This window comes from Streptomyces spinosus, from assembly GCF_020400655.1.
GTDB lineage: Bacteria > Actinomycetota > Actinomycetes > Streptomycetales > Streptomycetaceae > Streptomyces > Streptomyces argyrophylli.
Window position 1 is genome coordinate 243,212 of record NZ_JAINRC010000002.1, and the last position, 18,579, is coordinate 261,790.

Annotated in this window: 15 protein-coding genes and 1 pseudogene; 9 read left to right on the plus strand and 7 right to left on the minus strand. The window is 73.4% G+C overall.

Annotated elements, in window-relative coordinates; translation table 11 throughout:
• Window positions 1-298: 298 nt before the first annotated feature.
• From LG395_RS05005 to LG395_RS05015, 3 genes are all read left to right on the plus strand, one after another.
• On the plus strand, window positions 299-1,162 hold the full coding sequence (locus tag LG395_RS05005) for an SCO2400 family protein (protein ID WP_225808579.1): 864 nt from the start codon (window positions 299-301) through the stop codon (window positions 1,160-1,162).
• A 192-nt stretch (window positions 1,163-1,354) separates the two neighbouring features.
• Entirely contained in the window at window positions 1,355-3,013 is a 1,659-nt protein-coding gene (locus LG395_RS05010) for a metallophosphoesterase family protein (RefSeq protein WP_225808580.1), read from the plus strand.
• A complete protein-coding gene (locus LG395_RS05015; RefSeq protein ID WP_225808581.1) occupies window positions 3,010-4,029 on the plus strand; it encodes a hypothetical protein in 1,020 nt (339 codons plus the stop codon). Before LG395_RS05010 ends, LG395_RS05015 begins: the two co-directional genes overlap by 4 nt.
• Before the next feature lie 55 nt (window positions 4,030-4,084).
• On the opposite strand, the gene LG395_RS05020 is transcribed toward LG395_RS05015, so the two are convergent.
• The gene (locus LG395_RS05020) at window positions 4,085-7,156 is read right to left on the minus strand and encodes an FG-GAP-like repeat-containing protein (protein WP_225808582.1); all 3,072 of its coding nucleotides are present in this window, start codon (window positions 7,154-7,156) and stop codon (window positions 4,085-4,087) included.
• A 443-nt stretch (window positions 7,157-7,599) separates the two neighbouring features.
• On the opposite strand from LG395_RS05020, the gene LG395_RS05025 reads away from it, so the two are divergent.
• Together LG395_RS05025 and LG395_RS05030 are read left to right on the plus strand one after the other, a co-directional pair.
• Window positions 7,600-8,211: an SUKH-4 family immunity protein gene (locus LG395_RS05025; RefSeq protein WP_171154432.1), complete on the plus strand. Its 612-nt coding sequence runs from the start codon at window positions 7,600-7,602 to the stop codon at window positions 8,209-8,211.
• Between the two features lie 116 nt (window positions 8,212-8,327).
• Window positions 8,328-9,722 (plus strand): hypothetical protein, encoded by a 1,395-nt coding sequence (locus tag LG395_RS05030; RefSeq protein WP_225808583.1) that lies wholly within the window; start codon window positions 8,328-8,330, stop codon window positions 9,720-9,722.
• Window positions 9,723-9,822: 100 nt separating this feature from the next.
• Here LG395_RS05030 and LG395_RS05035 read toward each other — a convergent pair whose 3' ends face one another.
• The 4 genes from LG395_RS05035 to LG395_RS05050 all read right to left on the minus strand — a co-directional run bounded on the left by LG395_RS05035 (window position 9,823) and on the right by LG395_RS05050 (window position 14,241).
• Complete coding sequence (locus LG395_RS05035) at window positions 9,823-11,058, minus strand: hypothetical protein (RefSeq protein ID WP_225808584.1); 1,236 nt, start codon at window positions 11,056-11,058, stop codon at window positions 9,823-9,825.
• Window positions 11,059-11,303: 245 nt separating this feature from the next.
• Window positions 11,304-12,590 (minus strand): hypothetical protein, encoded by a 1,287-nt coding sequence (locus LG395_RS05040; protein ID WP_225808585.1) that lies wholly within the window; start codon window positions 12,588-12,590, stop codon window positions 11,304-11,306.
• A 65-nt stretch (window positions 12,591-12,655) separates the two neighbouring features.
• On the minus strand, window positions 12,656-13,153 hold the full coding sequence (locus tag LG395_RS05045) for a SigE family RNA polymerase sigma factor (RefSeq protein WP_171154440.1): 498 nt from the start codon (window positions 13,151-13,153) through the stop codon (window positions 12,656-12,658).
• A gap of 527 nt (window positions 13,154-13,680) precedes the next feature.
• Entirely contained in the window at window positions 13,681-14,241 is a 561-nt protein-coding gene (locus tag LG395_RS05050) for an HdeD family acid-resistance protein (protein WP_225808586.1), read from the minus strand.
• Between the two features lie 199 nt (window positions 14,242-14,440).
• On the opposite strand from LG395_RS05050, the pseudogene LG395_RS05055 reads away from it, so the two are divergent.
• A pseudogene (locus tag LG395_RS05055) lies at window positions 14,441-14,684 on the plus strand (CBS domain-containing protein).
• Window positions 14,685-14,869: 185 nt separating this feature from the next.
• Window positions 14,870-15,040: a hydrophobic protein gene (locus LG395_RS05060; protein WP_171154443.1), complete on the plus strand. Its 171-nt coding sequence runs from the start codon at window positions 14,870-14,872 to the stop codon at window positions 15,038-15,040.
• A 65-nt stretch (window positions 15,041-15,105) separates the two neighbouring features.
• Here LG395_RS05060 and LG395_RS05065 read toward each other — a convergent pair whose 3' ends face one another.
• On the minus strand, window positions 15,106-15,528 hold the full coding sequence (locus LG395_RS05065) for an ATP-binding protein (RefSeq protein WP_171154445.1): 423 nt from the start codon (window positions 15,526-15,528) through the stop codon (window positions 15,106-15,108).
• Window positions 15,529-15,774: 246 nt separating this feature from the next.
• Between LG395_RS05065 and LG395_RS05070 the strand changes: the two genes are divergently transcribed.
• Together LG395_RS05070 and LG395_RS05075 are read left to right on the plus strand one after the other, a co-directional pair.
• Complete coding sequence (locus LG395_RS05070; protein WP_171154447.1) at window positions 15,775-16,620, plus strand: RNA polymerase sigma factor SigF; 846 nt, start codon at window positions 15,775-15,777, stop codon at window positions 16,618-16,620.
• A 90-nt stretch (window positions 16,621-16,710) separates the two neighbouring features.
• Window positions 16,711-17,019 carry a hypothetical protein gene (locus tag LG395_RS05075; RefSeq protein ID WP_225808587.1) on the plus strand — a complete coding sequence of 103 codons (309 nt, stop codon included), beginning with the start codon at window positions 16,711-16,713 and terminating at the stop codon, window positions 17,017-17,019.
• A gap of 137 nt (window positions 17,020-17,156) precedes the next feature.
• Here LG395_RS05075 and LG395_RS05080 read toward each other — a convergent pair whose 3' ends face one another.
• Entirely contained in the window at window positions 17,157-18,521 is a 1,365-nt protein-coding gene (locus LG395_RS05080) for an APC family permease (RefSeq protein ID WP_225808588.1), read from the minus strand.
• Window positions 18,522-18,579: the final 58 nt, after the last annotated feature.

Consider the following 18,579-nt stretch of genomic DNA (forward strand, 5'->3'; position numbering starts at 1 on the left):
TCGACTTGCCGGTGGCGGTGAGCTTCTGGCCCGCTCCGACTTCGCCGGGGGGCGGCACCTTGAGGGCGGCAGTTCCCGGTGGGGCGGTCGGTCATGGCGCGCACACCCACCGTCCGCGTGAGGCGGGCGGCACACCGGCGACCGCCGCCTTGTGGAATCTGCGCAGGAGCCCCACACAGGCTGCACACAGCCTTTCGAAGGGGTCGTTACCGTTGCTGATCGCTCGACCCTCTGTACGAGCGTGACCAGGCCGTGGCCCGGGCGGGCCGACGGCGCAGTCAACCGAGGAAGACCGCAGATGGACTACTGCTCCACGTGTCGTCGGCATCTCAATGGCGCCCTGGTCTGCCCCGGGTGCGGTGCGTACGCCCCGGACATCGCGCCGCCGCTCCTCACCGACCGCGCCGGCGCCGGCCGGTCCGCCGAGTCGACGGCCGCGGAGGTGTCCGTCCCCTTCGACGGTGAGCCCGGACCGGAGCACGACACGGGGTCCGCAGCCGGTCCGTCCGTCGACGCCGCGCAGGTGTCGTCCGCGCGGCCGGGCAGGGCGGCCCGCCGTCGCCAGCTCGCCCGGCTGAAGAAGCACCAGCGGCGGGCCATGGTCGCCACCGCCTTCGCGCTCGTCGGCGGCGGTCTGTCGCTCGCCACGCTGGACCGGCACACCACCGGCCAGGCGCAGGCGGCCACCGCACCGGACGACCGGAGCATGGGCGCCGCGAGGGAGCGCGTGGAGGCGGAGCCCCCTCGGCAGGCCTCCCAGGTCCCCCGGGCCCCGCGTGCGTCACAGGCGCCGCAGGCTCCGGAGCGGCGCGCGCCCCACACCGCACCCGAGCGCCACGCGCCGATCGGCGTCACCCCTCGGCGTCAGACTCTCCCTGCCACGCCCGGCACCGCGGCGCCGGTGACCCGGGCGGACTCCGTTCCCCCTCACCACCCGACCGTCGTGCCGCCTCCGCAGCAGCAGACCAGCGGGTCCGCGTCCTCCGGCGGTACGGCGGGCACGAACGGACCGGCCCCGGGCCACGACGACACGGCGACCCCACCGGCCCCGGCCCCGGCCCCGACGACCGGCGGCACGGACACCGGCACCTCCGGGACCGCGCCCGCCCCCGCGGCGACGTCTCCCACCCAGCTCTGCCTGCTGGGTCTCTGCCTCGGTTGACGCGCCGTCAGACCTCCTGTGTGCGACGGATTCACCATGGCCGTGAAGCGGCGCGCGGCTCCGGGCGCCTAGGCCATTCGGCTCCGAGGTGGTGTAGGGAGCGGGAACATCCGGAACGCTCCGGCATGGTGGCACTCGCCGGTGATCCGCGGGCGCTCACCGTCACGGGAGCGAAGGAACCGGAGCCGGAGCATGAAACATCGCATGGTCGCGCTCGCCCTGCTGAGCGCGCTGGCCACGGCCGCCTCGGCCACGGCCCCCTCGGCCACGTCCGCATCGGCCGTCACGACCGCCTCCGTCTCGGTGGCGTCCGGCGGCCCGGCCCCCGCACAGGTCACGTCCCCCGGTACGGGCCCGCGGCCTCCCGGACCCCTGCAACCGCCGAGGCCCCCGCGTCCTCCACGGCCGACGCCTCCCACGTCTCCGCCGGGCGCGGCCGACGGTGAGGCCTGGGCGTGGACGCAGCTCACCGGCCGCGGGACCCAGATCCGTTACGTGTCCACCGACACCAGCCGGCAGTGCCCCTCGGTCCGCTACACCCTGGGGACGGCCGGGGACACGCACCAGATGCACCGGGTGAGTACCCCGATGGGGGCGCAGTTCCCCACCACCGTCTGCGAGCTGGGAGTGCCGCTCACGGCGTCCGGCGCACGGCTGGAGCAGGTGCCCGCGGCCGTGCTGCACCCCGGTGACCGCCGGCTCCCCCTGCCCGGCTGGACGTCGGTGACACGCCCCGAGAGGATCGCGGTCATCGGTGACACCGGCTGCTCGGTCCCGAAGACCGGCACGGTTCAGAACTGCGCGAACCACCAGACCGGCTGGCCGTTCCCGACGATCGCGGACAGCGCCGCCACCGTGACCCGGCCCGACCTCGTCATCCACGTCGGTGACTACCTCTACCGGGATGACCCGGACCGGGAGAACGACAAGCAGCGGAATCCGGGCTGCACGACAACCGCCGACGCGGCGAGCTGGGCCTGTGTCGTCGCCGACTTCTTCCGGCCCGCGGAGACGCTGCTGGCCGGCGCGCCGGTCGCGCTGACCCGCGGCAACCACGAGGACTGCAACGCGAGTTTCCACGGTGGCGCGGGCGGCGCGTGGTTCCGCTACCTCGCCGACGAGCTGCGCGACGACGGGTCGTGCGACCGGTTCACCGACCCCGTGGCGATCCGCGCGGGCCTGCTGAACCTCGTCTCCCTGGACTCCTCGTCCGCCGACCCCGCGGACAACGGGAGCACGGCGGACAAGGCCGTCTTCACCAGGCAGTTCGACCAGGTGAACCAGTACGCCCAGCGACGTCCCGGCGAGGACTTCTTCCTGTTCACGCACAAGCCGCTGTGGATGGTGAAGGCGGCGGGGCACACGACCGGTGACGTGACCTGGCTGACCAGGGTCCTCGGCGACGCGGTCGCCGACACGGCACTGCACCGGCTGGCGCGCAACGTACGGCTGGTGCTCTCGGGGCACGTGCACCTGTACCAGATGGTCGATTTCGACACGGTCCGCCCGCCGCAGCTGACCGTGGGCTCGTCGGGCGGACCACTGGACAACGGCCCGGACGACCTCCTGGTCCTCGGCCAGCCGGTCGGCACCCCGCCGCAGGCCGTCCACCAGTCGATCACCCAGACGGTGGGCCCCACGGGAGGCACGGGCATCGCCGGGTACGCGGACCTCGGCCACGGCTCCGCCGGCACCACGTGGGTGCTCACCTTCCGCACCACCGACGGGCGCGTGCTCGGCCCCACCTGCCGGCTCGACACCAGCGCGGCCGACAAGTCGTTCCTGTGCCCGCCGGGCACGCCGACCGGGCCGGGAGGCGACCGGCCCGGCGGATACGGGGCGGCGCGATGAGCCACCGGTCCCGGCGCGGCGGACACCGCGCGCGGCCGCTGGCCGTCCTCGCCGCCTGTCTCCTCGTCCTGGCCGGTGCCCCGGGCGCGTTCGCGCACGCCCGCGGTCACGCGACGGTCTCCGGGAGGCGCTGTATCGCCACGCCCGCCGAGTACCGGGCCGCGTGGAACGCGCGCCAGGTCCGGTGCGTGTCACCCGCCCTGTTCGCCACCACGCACACGCGCGGGGACACCTCGCTCTACCCCCGCGGCTTCTGGTACGCGTGGGCCGGGTCCGACACCAACCTCGAACGGTACCTGGAGTTGCGCAAGCGGTACGGGGGCCGGCCGCCGAAGGTGGGCATCGGGGTCCTGTCGTACGTCGGGTATCCGGGGCTGGACACCTGGTCCGTCCCGACGGACCTGGCCGTCTACACCCTCCCGCCGGGCGTCCGGGCGCTGGTGCCGAGCTTCGAGACGTGGTTCCGCGTGCTCGACGAACGGTTCGGCCACACGTCCGCGTACCCGCTCGCCGCGCAGCGGGACCTCGTCGTCGCCTATTCACGGCTCCGCGGGGACAAGGACGTCGTGGGCGCGTTCCAGCAGGTGACCGGCTGCCGCCGCACCGAGTTGCTCGCAGGCGCGGCGCCGTCGGCGGCCATCGGCTGCAACCGCTCCTTCCTCGGCGCGCTGGCGGCCGCCGGCCCGTCCCCGTACGAAGGCGGCGACTCGAAGGCGTGCTTCGCGAACTTCCAGTCGCGGTACCGGGGTTCCCGGGACGCCGCCGCGCTGAGGGGCGCGTTGTACCAGTGCCAGGACGCGGGCTTCCTCAACACGGGCGTCGGGCTCGGCTACAACACGTACGCCAACCCGTTCGTGTGCGAGCCGGCCGCCCGGCAGTCCGTACGGGAGAGGTACACCGGCAGGGAGTTCATCCTCCCGAACACACGTCTGTCGGCTCTGCCGGAGCACGTCGACATCCCGCTGGACCTCGGGACACCTTCCCGGCGCGGGTTCCTCCACGCCGGTTACTGCTGAGCGCCCCGGGCCGACCGGGCCCGCGGGCGCTCCGCCGCCGTCGTGGGCCCGGACGTCAGAACACGCCCTTGTACGCCTGCCACCCCGTGCCGATCTTCGCGCGGGGTCCGAACTTCCCCGCGCCGTTGCCGCTGTTGCGCCACAGGTTGCCGGAGGTGTCGCGGGAGACGATGTCCGCCTTGCCGTCGCCGGTGATGTCGCCGACACCCACGACGACGTTGTACGACGCGCCCCAGCCGGAGGCCACCTTCACGCGGGACTTGAAGCCGCCGGAACCGTTGCCGTCATAGCGCCAGAGCGTGTTGGAGCGGTCCTGGGCCAGGAGGTCACCGCGGCCGTCACGGTTGAAGTCCCCGACACCCACGATCTTCTTGTAGCCCGACCAGTTCGCCGCGATCCGGACCCGTGCGGACAGCTTCCCCGTGTTCGTGCCCTTGTACAGGAAGACCTCTCCCGTCGACGCCTTGCGCGCGATCAGGTCGGGGCGTCCGTCGCCCGTGATGTCCCCGGGCGAGGTCAGCACGTTGTACTGGTTCCAGCCGGTGCCCAGCGAGGTGTGCGGGGTGCTCGTGAGAAAGGCCTGCCCGCGCATGGTCCGGTACGCCCGCAGTTCACCGCTGCCGAACCGGACGAGGATGTCGTTGCGGCGGTCGCCGTTGAGGTCGCCGAACGGGACGAGCGTCACGGAGGAGGGCCAGCCCGAGGCGGGTATGCCCTTGGCGAAGGCGCCCGTGCCGTTGCCCGGCCGGTAGCTGACGACGCCGGACGAGGTGAGGGTCAGCGCGTCGCCGGTCCCGTCGGGCGCCCAGGTGCCGCCGTTGGTGAAGTCATGGCGTACGGCGGCTCCGGCGGACACCTTCACCGTCCGCGACACCGTCAGCGCCGGTCCCGAACCGTCGGCGGGTGGAGCCGTCAGGGTGAAGGTGTACGTGCCGTTGGGGACGAAGGCGCCCTTGCTGTCACGTGTGTCCCACCGTACGGCCAGGGTGCCGTCCACCTCCCCGCCGGACACCTTGCGGACCACGGCGCCGGTGGCCTTGCTGGTGAGGGTCGCCGTCCAGGAGGCGGCGGGCTTGGAGAGCAGTCCGCGCCACCGCCACCACGGGGCGCTCGCCGCGCTGCTCTCCCACGCGTTGTCGGTCACCTCGGACTCGACGACGGCGAGCCGCTGGGCGGGGACCCCGCTGGGGACGAGGTGGATGCGCTGGTCCGCGTCCACATAGGCCGCGGGGCCGCCGAACTTGTCCACGGTCCAGGTCACTCCGCGCAGGCTGGAGGTGCCCGCCGCGAGGTCGCCGATCTTTCGGGTGGTGGTGGTACCGCCGGAGAAGGCGGTGAGCAGGAGCGCCCCGGCCACGGTGTCGTGCCGGACGAGGTAGCCGTCACCGAGCAGCGCCTGGCCGGCCGGGACGGGGATGTTCCTCTTCGCCGTGCGGTCCCAGACGCCCGCCGTCGCGGTCGGGCCGCAGGACCAGTAGATCCAGCGGCCTACCGCCTGGAGCTCCTTGGGGGCGCACGGGGCGCCGGTGGCGACGGTGTCGGTGGTCTTGCCGGTCTTCAGGTCCTTCGCGGTGACGACTCCGGTGCCGGAACCCGGCGTCCACAGGCTGGTCCCCCAGACGGAGGCGGCCGTGACGGGGCGGGTGACGACGGGCTCGAGGTCGCTGTAGACGCCGAGGTCGCCGACGTACTGCTTGGCGGGGGAGGAACCGTTGACGATCGCGTAGCGGCCGGTGACGTCGAGGACGCTTCCGGAGGCGGAGGGCACGTGGAAGAAGCCCGCCTCGTCGTTCTTGTCGAGGGACTGGACGTACGAGCCGTCGGCGTCGGACTGCGCGGTGAACGTCACCGCGCGGCCGTCCCCGGTGGCGTACGGGCCCACCCCGCGAAGGTTCCAGTTCCGCCAGGTCGGCGCGCTCGGCGTCCCGTCGGCGGCGATCCGCCGGGTGTAGTAGCCGCCCATGAGGCCGCTGTCGGCCTCGTCGGTGGCCAGGGTGCCGTTCTGCAGCGACAGCCGGTCGATCTTCGCCGCCGCGGGCGGTACGGCGGTCAGCTCCGTCAGCGCCGGGGTGTCCGCCCCGGTGTCGGTGACCCTGCGCACCGCCCAGTGCCCGGCGTCGCTGCCGCCGACGGTCAGCAGGCTGCCGTCCGGAGCCGGGACGAGGGACGTGTTCGCGTGCCGGAGCAGGGTGAGCGGGGCACCGCCCGTGAGGGGGACGGCCATGAGCCGTTCGCCGGACTTGTCGGCCAGGTCCTGCAGGTTCCACGGCACGGAACGGGCCACCACCAGCCAGCGCCCGGCGATGCCCACGTACGGCTCGCCCTCCGTGCCGGGCAGCGTCAGCGTCGTCTCGGCCGCGGAGAGGTCGGCGCGCCCCAGGACGTGCGCCACCTTGAGATCGGACCACCAGACCAGCCGGTCGGCGCTCAGCGCGACGCCCGTCGGGGCGACGGAAACGGCCACATCGCCGGTGACCCTCGCGGCGGCCAGGTCCACCAGCGCCAGGTGCTGCTCGCCGCCCGCCCGCGCGTAACCGATGACGGCGGTGCCGCTGTCGCCGCCCAGGACCCTCGCGTTCGCCGTGATCCCGGCCGGCCAGCCGTCGACGGGGGTGCCCTCGGCGGGCGCGCCGCCGCCGTACAGCCACAGCACGCGGTTGCCGTCGCTGTCACGGGCCTGGGTCAGCACATGGGTGCCGAACGTCGCCATGTACGCGCCGTGGGTGAGGGTGACGTCCGTGGTGGTGCCGGCGGACGGGTCCCTGAGGACGACCTTCCCGGTGGGCGAGACGACATCCGCCACGACATCGGACGACGACCCCAGGTAGCCGGGGATTTCGAGGCGCGCCAGGCTGCCCAGCTCGGTCGTCGCGCCGGTGTCGTACGACGTCCACAGGTAGCCGGAACGCCCCTCCTGCGCGTGCAGGTAGCCATGAAGGCCGGCGCTGTAGAGCCGGTCCCTGCGCGGTGTGTAGCGGTCCGCCTGGAAGACCTTCTCCGCCGCGAGGGCGGTGCGCGCGACATCGTTGTCCGCGTCGGCCGCGTGGGCCAGCGGGCCGGGACCGGCGGTCGCGGTGAGGATCGCCAGCGCGGCGACGACGCCACGGGTGGTGGTACGACGGGCCAACGTGGCCTCCTGGGCTTCTCAGCGGAGATGTGCGGAACGGGACGGCCGGCGGCCGGTCAGGCGCGCGTCGACGGTGCTGCGGAAACACCCAGCCCCCCGACCGCTCCCCGTGCACAGCGGCACGAGAGTAGCAGCAGGTTCGGGCCCGTCCGCCGCGCCGGGGACGGAGATCGCGGAGGAGCACCGCGGTGCGCCCTCCCCGGCGGAGGTGTCGTCGAAGTACTCCCGCCGGCGGGCGAGTTGGCGTGATCGGCGACTCGGGCCGGGAAGGCCGTGCGCACTGCCCGGCGCGAGGTGCCGGCGGCGTGGTGCGGGCGGCCGGCACCCCGGTGTCGTCCCCGTCCGTGATCGCAGACCCGTTTCACCGTCAGGGTCCGGGATCCGCCAGACTGGGGCTGGAGTCCCACGTCCCCCGTGCCGCCCTCGAGTTCGGAGTACCGGCAGTGCTTTTCGACGTCACGCGCAGCGGACTCGCCGGCGTCTTCGGCGAGGACCGGCTCGCGACCCTGCCCGCCACCGCCTTCCCGCCCGCCGCCGCGGCCACCGCGGGCGCCCGTCTCCTGGGGACCGTCGGCGTCCCCACCGGGACGCTCTGGCTGCGTGTGCCCGACGAGGACACCGGCCGGCTGGCCCTCGTCCGGGACGTCGTCGACGTCGAGGGCGTCGAGGACGCCCCGAAGGACGCGGGCGGGTGGCCCGTCATCGGGTGGCTGCTCAACGCGCACCTCGCGTTCGACCCCGGTTCCGGCAGGGTGTACGCCTTCGACCCCGACGAGGAGAGCGTGCGCGCACTCCACACGGATGTCTCCTCCCTCGTCCAGGTCACCCTCCGGTTCCAGCGCCTGCTCGACGAGTTCGCCTTCGGCGACGACGACGAGGAAGCCGGCTTCGAGCGCCTGGAGCGCGAGGTGGAGCGCGTCCGCCGGGAGACCGGCGGCAGTGACCCGCTCCCCTTCCAGGACGACGAGACCGTCTGGTCGGTGATCGGCGAGGAGATCGCCGCGGGCCAGCGTTTCACGGCCGGCAGTCCGGCAGCCCGTTCGCTCCCCGGATGATCCCGGCCGGTCAAACCCCGTGCGGTGGTCCACGACACCCCAGTACGATCCCCTCGCCGCTCGTACAGCAGTGCGTATCGGCGCGCCGCGTGCGGGCACCCCTGGGGAGGGATCACTTGACCACGTCCTTCGGCGCGGGACCCCGTGCGGTCCTGGCTGCTCTGGGAACCCTGGCTCTCGCACTGGCCGCCGCCGCGTCGCCCGCCGCCGCGGCCGACGCGACGCCCACCACGCCGACTCAGTTGTTCGACGGCCACCGGCACTGCTCGACCGACGCGGACCGTCCGTCGTACCGCCAGGCGGGCGACGGCCTCGTCGTCGAGGGTGTCCCCGGGATCACCGGCACCACCGGCACCTCCCTGGTCGGCGTCCGGTACCAGGCCTGGCCGGTCACCGACCCGACGCGGATCACCACGGTCACCCGCGACCGCGTCACCCCCGGCTCCGAGGCCCCCGCCACCCTGCCCGCCGACGCGCTCGCCGACGGGCAGACGTACGCGTGGCAGGCGCAGACGGTGGCCGGGAACGCCGTCTCGGACTGGTCGGCCCCCTGCTACGTCACGATCGACGACACCTGCCCGGCGAACGCACCCACGCTCACCTCGCCGAACTACCCGCCGGACGTGTGGAACGAGGGCGGCGAACGCGTCGAGTTCACGCTCGGCGCGGGCGGTGCCGACGACGTCGAAGGGTTCGAGTTCTCCTGGCAGCAGGACCTGCCGGTCATCGGCACCGGCATCGGTGACCACGGCGTTCCGCAGCCCGTCGACCCGTACGCCGACACGCGGTACTTCAAGCGCGCCGACGCGCTCGGCGGCTCGGCCACGCTCAGCCTGGTCCCGCCGGCCGGCTCGGGCCGGATGACGCTGTGGGTGCGCAGCCTGGACCGGGCCTACAACGGGTCGGCGATCACCAGTTACAGCTTCCTGGTCAGGTCCTCCGCGCCCACCGTCACCCCGGCCGTCCCGCAGCCCGGGTTCGGTGAGCCGACCGCGTTCACGCTCCGTCCCGACCCCGGGCTCCAGGCGAAGAGCCCGGTCGTGAGCTACTCCGTGCGGACCTCGGGCGGTCAGAGCGACAGGACCGTCGAGGTCGCGGCGGGGGCGGACGGCACGGCGAGCGTGGAACTCGTGCTGGACGGCATCTACGGCGAGAACGTCCAAGTGACCAGCACCAGCGCGAACGGCTGGGTCAGCGACGCCGCGTGGTGGGGCACCACCTACGACACCACTCCCACCGTCGCCTCGGACGTCTACCCCGAGAACGGTTCGGGCGGCGGCGCCGGCGTCCCGGGCACCTTCACGTTCACGCCGAGGGTGGCGGACGTCGTGAGCTACACGTACACCTTCGGCAACGGTGACCCCGAGGTCACGGTCCCCGCGGACGCCCAGCACACCGCCAGCGTCGAGTGGACCCCGGCCGCGGACGGCTGGTACGACCTCACGGTCTACGCGACGACCCGCTCCGGCATCCAACTGGCCCCGTACGACTACACGTTCACCGTGAACTGACGCGTCCGCGACCGGTGTCCGCCGCGTCTGCCGGGCACCCGCTCACGGTCGGGCACCTCCCGGCCCGCCCGGCCGGGAGGTGCCCTCACCGTCTCCGGGGTCAGGCCCGCGTGCGGCGGCGGCGCAGGGCCACGGCACCGAGTGTCCCGGCACCGGACAGGACGAAGGCGCCGGCCGCCATCGCGATCACGGGCGTCGCGCTGCTTCCGGTCGCGGCCAGCTGGGTGGTCGCACCGGACGTGCCGGAGGCCGTGGCCGAGGTCCCGGACGGGGCCTCGGCCGAGGCGGACGACGACGCGGAGGGGGCGGGGGTCGCGGAGGGGGTCCGGGTGGCGGAGGCGGTCGGGGTCGGGCTGGGCGTGCCTCCCGTGGAGCCCGCCGCGAGCACCGTCAGGGTCGCCTCGTCCCCGCAGAAGGTGGTGCCGCGGAACGGCACCGCCCCCTGGTTGACGTACGCGCAGGACCGCACGGTGGTCTTTCCGGCGGGCGTGTCCTCGCGGTAGGTCACCCGGACCTCGGCGACCGTGCTGCTGTGCGCGGCGAGGGAGGCGTCCTTGCCGATCACGTCGAACCCGTACACGTCCGCCTCGGCGTCCGAGGTGACCGGCGCGAGGGTCTCCCAGGTCCCGTCGCGCAGCACCTGCACGGAGGCGTACCTGCTCGTGATCAGGGTGTCCGTGACGTTCTCGTACCCCGACGCGGTGGGGTTGGTCACCGTGGCCTCGAATCCGGCGGCGGGGCCGCCGGCGGTCACGGTGGCGGGGACGCCGGACAACCCGGTGCCGAGGCCGTCCACCGCGACGGTGTCGTCGTCGGTGCCGGTGGCCGCTCCGGAGGCGCCGTAGGAGACGAGCGTGGTCAGCTTCAGCCGCTGGGTGCCGCCGTTGCCGTCGCCGTTGTGCGGGGTGCCCATGGGCACCCCGATGCGCAGCTGCACGGTGCGGGACTCGCCCGCGGCGAGCGGGAAGGTCTCGGGCATCTCGCCGGAGAACGTCCCGTCGGCGTACGTCAGCGGCACCGTCTTCCACTCCGTGCCGCCCAGCCGGTACTGCAGGCCGACGGCGTTCGACGGCAGGCCGGCTCCCCCGTCGATCCGGTAGGTCAGCCGCGCCGACGAGGTGTCGGTGGTACCGGTGTTGGAGACCTTGGTGGTGAAGTCGACCGGCAGGCCGGCCAGTCCGACCTCCGCGGGTGCGGCGGTGTCGACCGCCAGCGCCGGCGGCTGCGACTCGTCCGCCGAAGCGGCCGGCGCGAGTCCGAAGCCCGCGGCGGCGAGCAGCAGGGCCGTCCCCGAAACCGCCACCGACGAACGGACCTTGTGTGCGAACGTGTTCAACGTATCCCCCCCGGGTGCGTGGGTCGCGCGGTGTCGCCGCGCCCGGTGACGGCGGGCAGTGGGCCGTCGTCACGCGCAGTTCGACCCGGCGCGGGCGCGGCCGGTTGTGCGTTGCCGTGTGACAGTTTCGTCACCGAGGGACGCGGGCGGCCTCGTGGTTCACCGGCGTCCCCGCGACGTCCGCGCCCCTTGCCACGGGGCCGCTGCAGGAGACCACCTCGACGGCGCGCCCGGGCACGAACGGCTCAGCCGGTGAAGAAGCGCTTGTCGAGGGCGATCGCCAGGAGCTCGTCCATGCCCAGGGCCGGCGTCGGGCGGGTCACCGGGGTGCTCTCGGCGTACGAGTTGACCTCCCGCACGGCCACCCGGCGGCCGTCCGGACGCAGGGTGTCGACCAGCCACACCGTGGCCGGGCCGCCCTTCTCGGAGCGCCCCCTGACCTTCTTGACCTTGGTGCCGTCGGCCAGGGTCGTGGCCTCGCACACGCCGGCCACACCGGCGCAGCCCATGTGCCGGGCCAGGAGTTCCGTCATGTCGTACTGCGCGTCGGCCTGCACCATGTTCTTCCCGCGCCCGTCGTCGTAGACGAGCTGGACCAGATCGTCGCTCGCGTTCAGGCCGGAGCTGGTCCCGCCCCGGGGCAGGTGCGATTTCAGCACCCGGGTCATCCGGGCGCCGGGCACCCGCCGCACCGCGGCGGAGGTGCCGGCGGAGGCGGCTTCCCGCGGGACCGGCAGTGCGGCGATCGCCTTGTTCCAGGCCGGGCTGCGCACGATGGAGGTCAGCTGGGCGATCGACAGCAGCGGGTCGGCCCCGTCGGCCGAGCCCTTCTCGCCGCCGCCGCCGAACTCCTGCACCGTCAGCTGCGCCCCGGCCGGGGTGGTGAGCACCACGTACCAGCGTTTCTGACCGGTGTCACTGCTGGGATAGGTGAACGACTCGGTGGTGGTGAGCAGCGCGCCGACCGGGAGCTTGCGGGTGGTGCACTTGTCGTAGGGGCGGACCTCCACCGGCAGGCAGCCGTCCCCGCTCCCCTGGTCGGCGGTGGTGCCGGGATCCAGCCGCGCGACGGAGACGTCGATGCCGGAGGAGCCGTTCGCGGTGGAGTAGGTGAGCCGGGCGGTCGGCCAGACGGCGGGGCCGCCCTCCTCGGAACCCCTGCCCGAGGCCGCGGAGACGGTGCCGCCGGGAGGCAGCAGGCTCGTCAGCGTACGGACCATCTCCGCGCCGCTGACGGAGACCGGTGCCCGGGACGGCGACCGCACGGTGGAGTGCGCGGGCCCGCCGGCCGTCGGCCGCCCGGGTGTGCCACCGCGGCCGCCGAGGGCGTCCGTGCCCAGCAGCGTGCCGCCCGCGGCGACCACCGCGAAGGCGGCCGTGGCGGCGGCGACCTGGGTGGCGCGGACCAGCCGCATCCGCCGGCCCCGGACGACGGAACGCCGCACCAGGTCGGGGGAGTGGGGCGGGAACGTCTCGGCGGCGCCGGTCATGGCGCGGGCCAGCCGTCGCTCGAGGTCCTCGTCGCGTGACATGGCGGATCTCCGTTCGTCTGGGGCGTCGCCCGGCCCGGGCGAGGAGCGCCGCCCGGCCGTGCTCGTCATGCGGTCAGGTCGGCCAGCTGGTCGCCGAGCAGGGCGCGCAGCCGCTCCAGGGCGCGCAGGCTCCGGGCCCGCACGGCCCCCGGCGACAGCTGCAGAACCTGTGCGGTCTCCTCCACCGAGCGGTCCTCCCAGTAGCGGAGCACCAGGACGGCACGGTCCTTGGCCGCCATCCGGGACAGGCCGTCCAGCAGGGTCACCCGCAGCTCGGGGTCCCGCGCCGGGGCGGCAGCGTCGGGCAGCCGGTCGCTGGGGCGCTCCGTGGAGCTTCGGCGGCGCCGCTGGGAGAGGAAGCTGCGGACGAGCACGGTGTCGGCGTAGGCCACCGGGGCCTGCGCCCGGCTGATCCGCCGCCAGGAGCGGTACATCTTGGCGAGGGTCTCCTGGACCAGGTCCTCGGCGAGGTGCCAGTCGCCCGTGAGCAGGCAGGCGGTCCTGAACAGCGGTCCGCTGCGGGCGGCTGCGAACTCCAGGTAGTCCGCGGGTGCTTCCCCCACCGTGTGTCCTTTCGTGGCCGGACGTCATCTCTTACACGCGGTGGGGGTGCTGCCGCGTTACGCCGCCGACGGCACCGTCGGCGCTCAGGCGGCGCGGGAGGCGCGCCGGCCCGTCCGGGAACCGGCGGGGGTTCGCTCCCGGCCGCCCGTTCCCGGACGGGCGGGGGCCTCCTGGCGGCCGCCGGCGATCAGACGCAGACGGCGTGACCCGGCGTGCCGGGGCGGCCCCGGTGAGCGCGTCAGCCAGTCCTCCACACGGTCCATGCCGTACAACAGCAGCCCTACGGAGGGCAGGAGAAGGCAGGCGACGACGACCACGGCGGGCTCCCTCCCGGCAGGCGACCGTGGACGGGTGCCCATCGGGCGGCCGGCCACCGGGCGGGTGCGTGAACATGCTGTGTCCGCCGTCCCGGCCGGGCGCGACGATGCCCCGGGCCGTACGGACCGGGGCATCTCCGTGTGCCGGGTGCGCCCGGCGACCGGGGCGTCGCCGCCTCGCCGTGTGCTCCGGCGCTCGGCGCTCCGGCTCAGGCGTGCCGCGCGCGGCGCACCGGCCGGCCCGCGGCGGCCGTACCGCGCAGGCGCCGGGCCCCGGCCAGCACCAGCGCGCCGCTGGCCAGGGCGTAGACACCGATGACCTGGGCGATGGCGAGCGCGCCCACGTCCGGCCGGGTCCAGAGGAGCACTCCGGCCGCCACGGACACGACGCCGGCCGCGAACAGCACCCACTCGTGGTGCAGTTCGTGCCGGAAGCGCACCGCCGCCCAGATCTCCGCGGTGCCGGTGACCACGGCCCAGGCGCCGATCAGCGCGGCCAGGGCGAAGGCGGTGACGCCGGGCCAGCCGATGCCGACCACGCCCGCGGCGGTGCCCAGGACACCTCCGGTCGCGTGCGCGGCGCGGTGGGCCGCGTCCCCTTGCCGGCGGAAGGCACTCGTCAGGAGGGCCAGGCCGTCGACGAGGGCGTACACGCCGAAGAGGAGGGCCAGCGCGAGGACGGTCACCCCCGGCCACACCAGGGCGACCACCCCGAACAGCAGGGCCGCCGTACCCCGCGCCACGAGCATCCACATCAGCTGCCGCCGCACACCATCACCCCTTCGTCCGCTGAACAGAGGTGTCCCGGGTACCCCGCGCACGGCCCGCACCGATCTCGCGCACCGATATCCCGGCGGGCCGTTTTGCCCACCGGTCACGGGTTGATCGAGATGTCCCGGACATTACGACCTTTCATGAGGACGAGTGACCACCACGGCACGGGACATCAGGACCAAGGGTGCGGAATGCATGACCGCCGACGAGACCGTTCTCGACGCCGCCCGCAAGATGGCGGAACTCGGCGTGGGCGCGCTTCCCGTCTGCGGCACCGACGACCGTCCAAAGCCTGCGCACCATGGCCTCCCACAAGGTGCGCCGGCTGCCCGTCATCGACGGCCACCGCCTCGTGGGCGTCGTCGCCCTGGCGGACGTCGCCCGGGCGCTGCCCGACCGAGCCGCCGGTGACCTCCGGGACGTCCTCTCCAGCGACTGATCCCCCTTCCCGTCCGCACGGCAGGAATCACGACGGGAATCGCACCGGGAATCACGGCAGGAACACCGGGGACACCGTATGAAAGCCCTGCCGCTGATTCCCCCGCTTTTCCTTCACAAACAAGGCGCTTTCGAGGAATGCGGTCACCGGCCCAGGGCAAACGGTGGTCCAGGAGGTAGATAACTATGGTTCCCCTGCTGCTTGTACTGCTCCTCGCACTGATTCTCTTCGGCGCCGGATTCGCCATCAAGATTCTGTGGTGGGTCGCCGTCGCCGTCCTGGTGCTCTGGCTGCTCGGCTTCGTCATGCGCTCCACCAACGCGGGCGGTGGCCGCGGACGCTGGTACCGATGGTGACCTGACGCATCACTTCCGCACGCGGGGACCGGCTGGGCTTCAGCCGGTCCCCGCGTGCGTGCGCTCTACCCGGCCGCCGAGGGCGACGGCGGCTGGAAGCACGCGGTGACGTCCTTGCCGTAGGGGCAGCGGTGGACCTCCACGGTGTCGGCCAGGGCGTCGACCAGGATCAGGCCGCGGCCACCCAGCGCCCCGGTGTCGGGGTCACGCTGCTCGGGCAGCCGCGGGGAGGCGTCGTGGACGGTCACGTGCAGACACGCCTGGTCCCAGGTGAGGATCAGCTGTGCCGAGCTGCGGGCGTGCACATGGGCGTTGGTGACCAGCTCGGACACCGTCAGCAGCACCGAGTCCACCAGGTCCGGCGCCGTCTCGGCCCACCCCAGCGCCGCCAGGTGCCCGCGCGTCCAGTCCCGGGCCGTCTTCACCCCGCTGCTGATCGGCAGTGAGCGCGCCCAGCCCACCGCCTTCACCGAGGAGTCCTCGGCCATGTTCTCCTCCTTCGTTCGTCCCGCCGGTGTCCTCCACGTCTGCCCCGGATCGGCGCGGAGGAGCACGCGCGTCCGCGCGGAGAGGCACGGACACCGGTACGCGCCGCGAGCCGCCGGCCTGCGCCGGGGAGATTCCCCGAATTCGTGCGGGACCCGGGTGTAGGTGCAGGATGAGGGGGTAGCCGCTGCCATGACGCCGGCCGGGGCCGGCGCTTGCGGACAGTTCGAACTCGGGAGGGGAACAGCATGGTGCTCACGAGCACGACGGCAGCCGACACGCGGACCACCGAACTGCCCGAAGTCGCCGACCCCTCCCAGGTGGCGCCCAAGGACGCCCGGGAGCTGTCCAAGCTGTTCTTCGAGCAGCTGGCCGTCCTGGAAGAGGGCACCCCCGAGTACAGCTACGCCCGCAACACGCTCATAGAGATGAACATGTCCCTGGTCCGCTACGCGGCCGGCCGCTTCCGCAGCCGTGGACCGGAGGAGATGGAGGACATCGTCCAGGTCGGCATGATCGGCCTGATCAAGGCGATCGACCGGTTCGAGCTGTCACGGGAGGCGGAGTTCACCTCCTTCGCCATCCCCTACATCGTCGGCGAGATCAAGCGGTTCTTCCGTGACACCACCTGGGCCGTGCACGTGCCCCGCCGCCTTCAGGAGGCCCGCGTCCAGCTCGCCCGCGCCACCGAGGAACTGCGCAGCCGGCTCGGCCGCACGCCGACCGACAAGGAACTGTCGGAGCTGATGAGCCTGTCCGAGGACGAGGTCCGCGAGGCCCGCCTGGCCGCCAACGGCTACAACTCCGCCTCCCTGGACGCCGCGATCAACGGCAGCGAGGAGGGCGAGGCGGCCCTGCAGGACTTCATCGGCACCGAGGACGCGGCCCTGGAGCTGGTGGAGGACTTCCACGCCCTGGCCCCCCTGATCGCCGGACTCGACGAGCGGGACCGGCAGATCATCCACATGCGCTTCGTGGAGGAACTCACCCAGGCCCAGATCGGCGAACGCCTCGGTGTCTCCCAGATGCACGTCTCCCGGCTGCTGTCCCGCTGCCTGACCCGGCTGCGCGAGGGGATGCTCAGCACCCGCTGAGGCCAGGAGCTACCGGCCCCGGCCCGCCCTGGCCGTCCCCCCGTAAGATCGACTTCGACCAAGTCACGTCTTACATGGGGGAATCAACTCATGACCAAGCGTCTTTCCGCCCTGGCCGTCTCCGCGGCCGTCGTCGGCGGCTTCCTCTTCGCGTCGGTGCCCGCGCACGCCGCCGCGCCGGCCGGCCCGGGGGCGGTCACCGCCAAGGCCACCGTCACGTGCAACAAGAACCAGATGCGCCAGCAGATAGCGGCGCTCAAGGACAAGGCCGCGCGGCTGAAGCAGCTCGGGGAGACCGCGGCGGCCAGGAAGGCGCTGAGCGAGGCGGCCGCCCTCCAGAAGAAGCTCGACGCGTGCATCAAGGCCGACGAGGACGCGAGCAAGCCCTTCCCCGGCTGAGTCTCCGGTTCGGCGCGTGGCGCCGCCCGGCCCGTACCACGGGCGGGCGGCGCCACGCGCCTTTTCCGGACCGGTGACACCGGCGCACCCGCCCGGCACCGTGGCGTACGAGGCGGTGTGCCGCCCGCGCCCCGGGATCACACCCGCTCGGTGACGGCCGGCGACTCCTCCTCGAAGGTCAGCTCCGGCGGGGGCGTGCGGAAGCCCCGGGTCAGGTAGGCGAGGTAGCAGATGCCGAGGGCCAGCCAGCAGACGCCGAGGACGAGGGCCTTGGTGTCGAGGTGGGTCAGGAGCCAGATGTCCACCGCGGCGCCGATCGCGGGGGCGACCACATGGCCCAGCGGACCGGGGCGGCGGCCCGCGCGCCGTTCGCGCACGTACGTGGCGATGACCGCGAAGTTGACGAAGGTGAAGGCGATGAAGGCGCCGAAGTTGATGAAGGAGGTGGAGGTCGCCACGCTCAGCCGCAGGGCGATCAGGCCGACCACGCCGGTGAGGAGGATGTTGAGGACCGGGGTGCGGTAGCGCGGGTGGATGTGCCCGAAGATCCGGCGCGGCAGGACGGAGTCGCGGCCCATGGCGTAGAGCAGCCGGGACGTGCTCGCCTGCGCGGCGATGCCGGACGCGAACTGGGCCACCACCAGGCCGGCCAGGAAGACGGAGGAGAACAGGTCGCCGCCGATGGTGCGGGCGATCTCGAAGGCGGCCGAGCTGGGGTCGTCGAAGGAGCTGCCGGGGTGGGCCAGCTGGGTGGCCCAGGCGACGGCCACGAAGATGCCGCCGCCGATCAGGGCGATCAGCAGGATGGCCCGGGGCATGGTGTGCCGCGGCTCGATGGTCTCCTCGGTGAGCGTGGTGACCGCGTCGAAGCCGAGGAAGGAGTAGGCCGCGATCGCCGCTCCGGCGGAGACGCCCGCCAGGGTGGTGGCGTGGTTGGCGAACGGGGCCGTGCCGGCCAGCGCGCCGGCGCCCCCGGCGTGCACCACGTGCCGCAGGGAGAGCGCGACGAAGATGCCGATCACCAGCACCTGGAAGGTCATGAGCAGGTCGTTGGCCCGCTCGGCGGTCTTGATGCCCCGCACGTTCAGGGCGGTGGTCAGCGCGATGAAGCCGATGATCCACACCCAGAACGGGACGCCGGGGAACTGGGCCTGGAGGTAGGCGCCGCCGATCAGCCAGATGACCATGGGCAGGAAGAAGTAGTCGAGCAGGGTGGCCCAGCCGATCAGGAAGCCCACCCGCGAGTCGATGGCCCTGCGGACGTAGGTGTACGCCGACCCGGCCACGGGGTACGCGGCGGCCATCTTCCCGTAGCTGTGCGCGGTGAACAGCATGGCGAGCAGGGCCAGCAGATAGGCGGTGGGCACGGTGCCGCCGGTGCTCTCGGCCACGACGCCGAACGTGCCGAGCACGATCAGCGGGGTCATGTAGGCGAGGCCGAACAGGACGACGGATCTGAGCGTCAGCGCACGGGTGAGGCCCTGAGCGGGGGCGTTCTCCATGAAGGGCTCCATGTCGGGCTCCGGGGGGAGCCCCGGGGGACGGGGACGGGCGGGCGGG

Excerpts from the sequence above, each read along its gene's own strand:
- LG395_RS05060 (WP_171154443.1), top strand. The coding sequence starts at position 14,870 with ATGGTTCCCCTGCTGCTTGTACTGCTCCTCGCACTGATTCTCTTCGGC.
- LG395_RS05080 (WP_225808588.1), bottom strand. The coding sequence starts at position 18,521 with ATGGAGAACGCCCCCGCTCAGGGCCTCACCCGTGCGCTGACGCTCAGA.
- LG395_RS05015 (WP_225808581.1), top strand. The coding sequence starts at position 3,010 with ATGAGCCACCGGTCCCGGCGCGGCGGACACCGCGCGCGGCCGCTGGCC.
- LG395_RS05075 (WP_225808587.1), top strand. The coding sequence starts at position 16,711 with ATGACCAAGCGTCTTTCCGCCCTGGCCGTCTCCGCGGCCGTCGTCGGC.
- LG395_RS05005 (WP_225808579.1), top strand. The coding sequence starts at position 299 with ATGGACTACTGCTCCACGTGTCGTCGGCATCTCAATGGCGCCCTGGTC.
- LG395_RS05010 (WP_225808580.1), top strand. The coding sequence starts at position 1,355 with ATGAAACATCGCATGGTCGCGCTCGCCCTGCTGAGCGCGCTGGCCACG.
- LG395_RS05070 (WP_171154447.1), top strand. The coding sequence starts at position 15,775 with ATGGTGCTCACGAGCACGACGGCAGCCGACACGCGGACCACCGAACTG.
- LG395_RS05040 (WP_225808585.1), bottom strand. The coding sequence starts at position 12,590 with ATGTCACGCGACGAGGACCTCGAGCGACGGCTGGCCCGCGCCATGACC.
- LG395_RS05065 (WP_171154445.1), bottom strand. The coding sequence starts at position 15,528 with ATGGCCGAGGACTCCTCGGTGAAGGCGGTGGGCTGGGCGCGCTCACTG.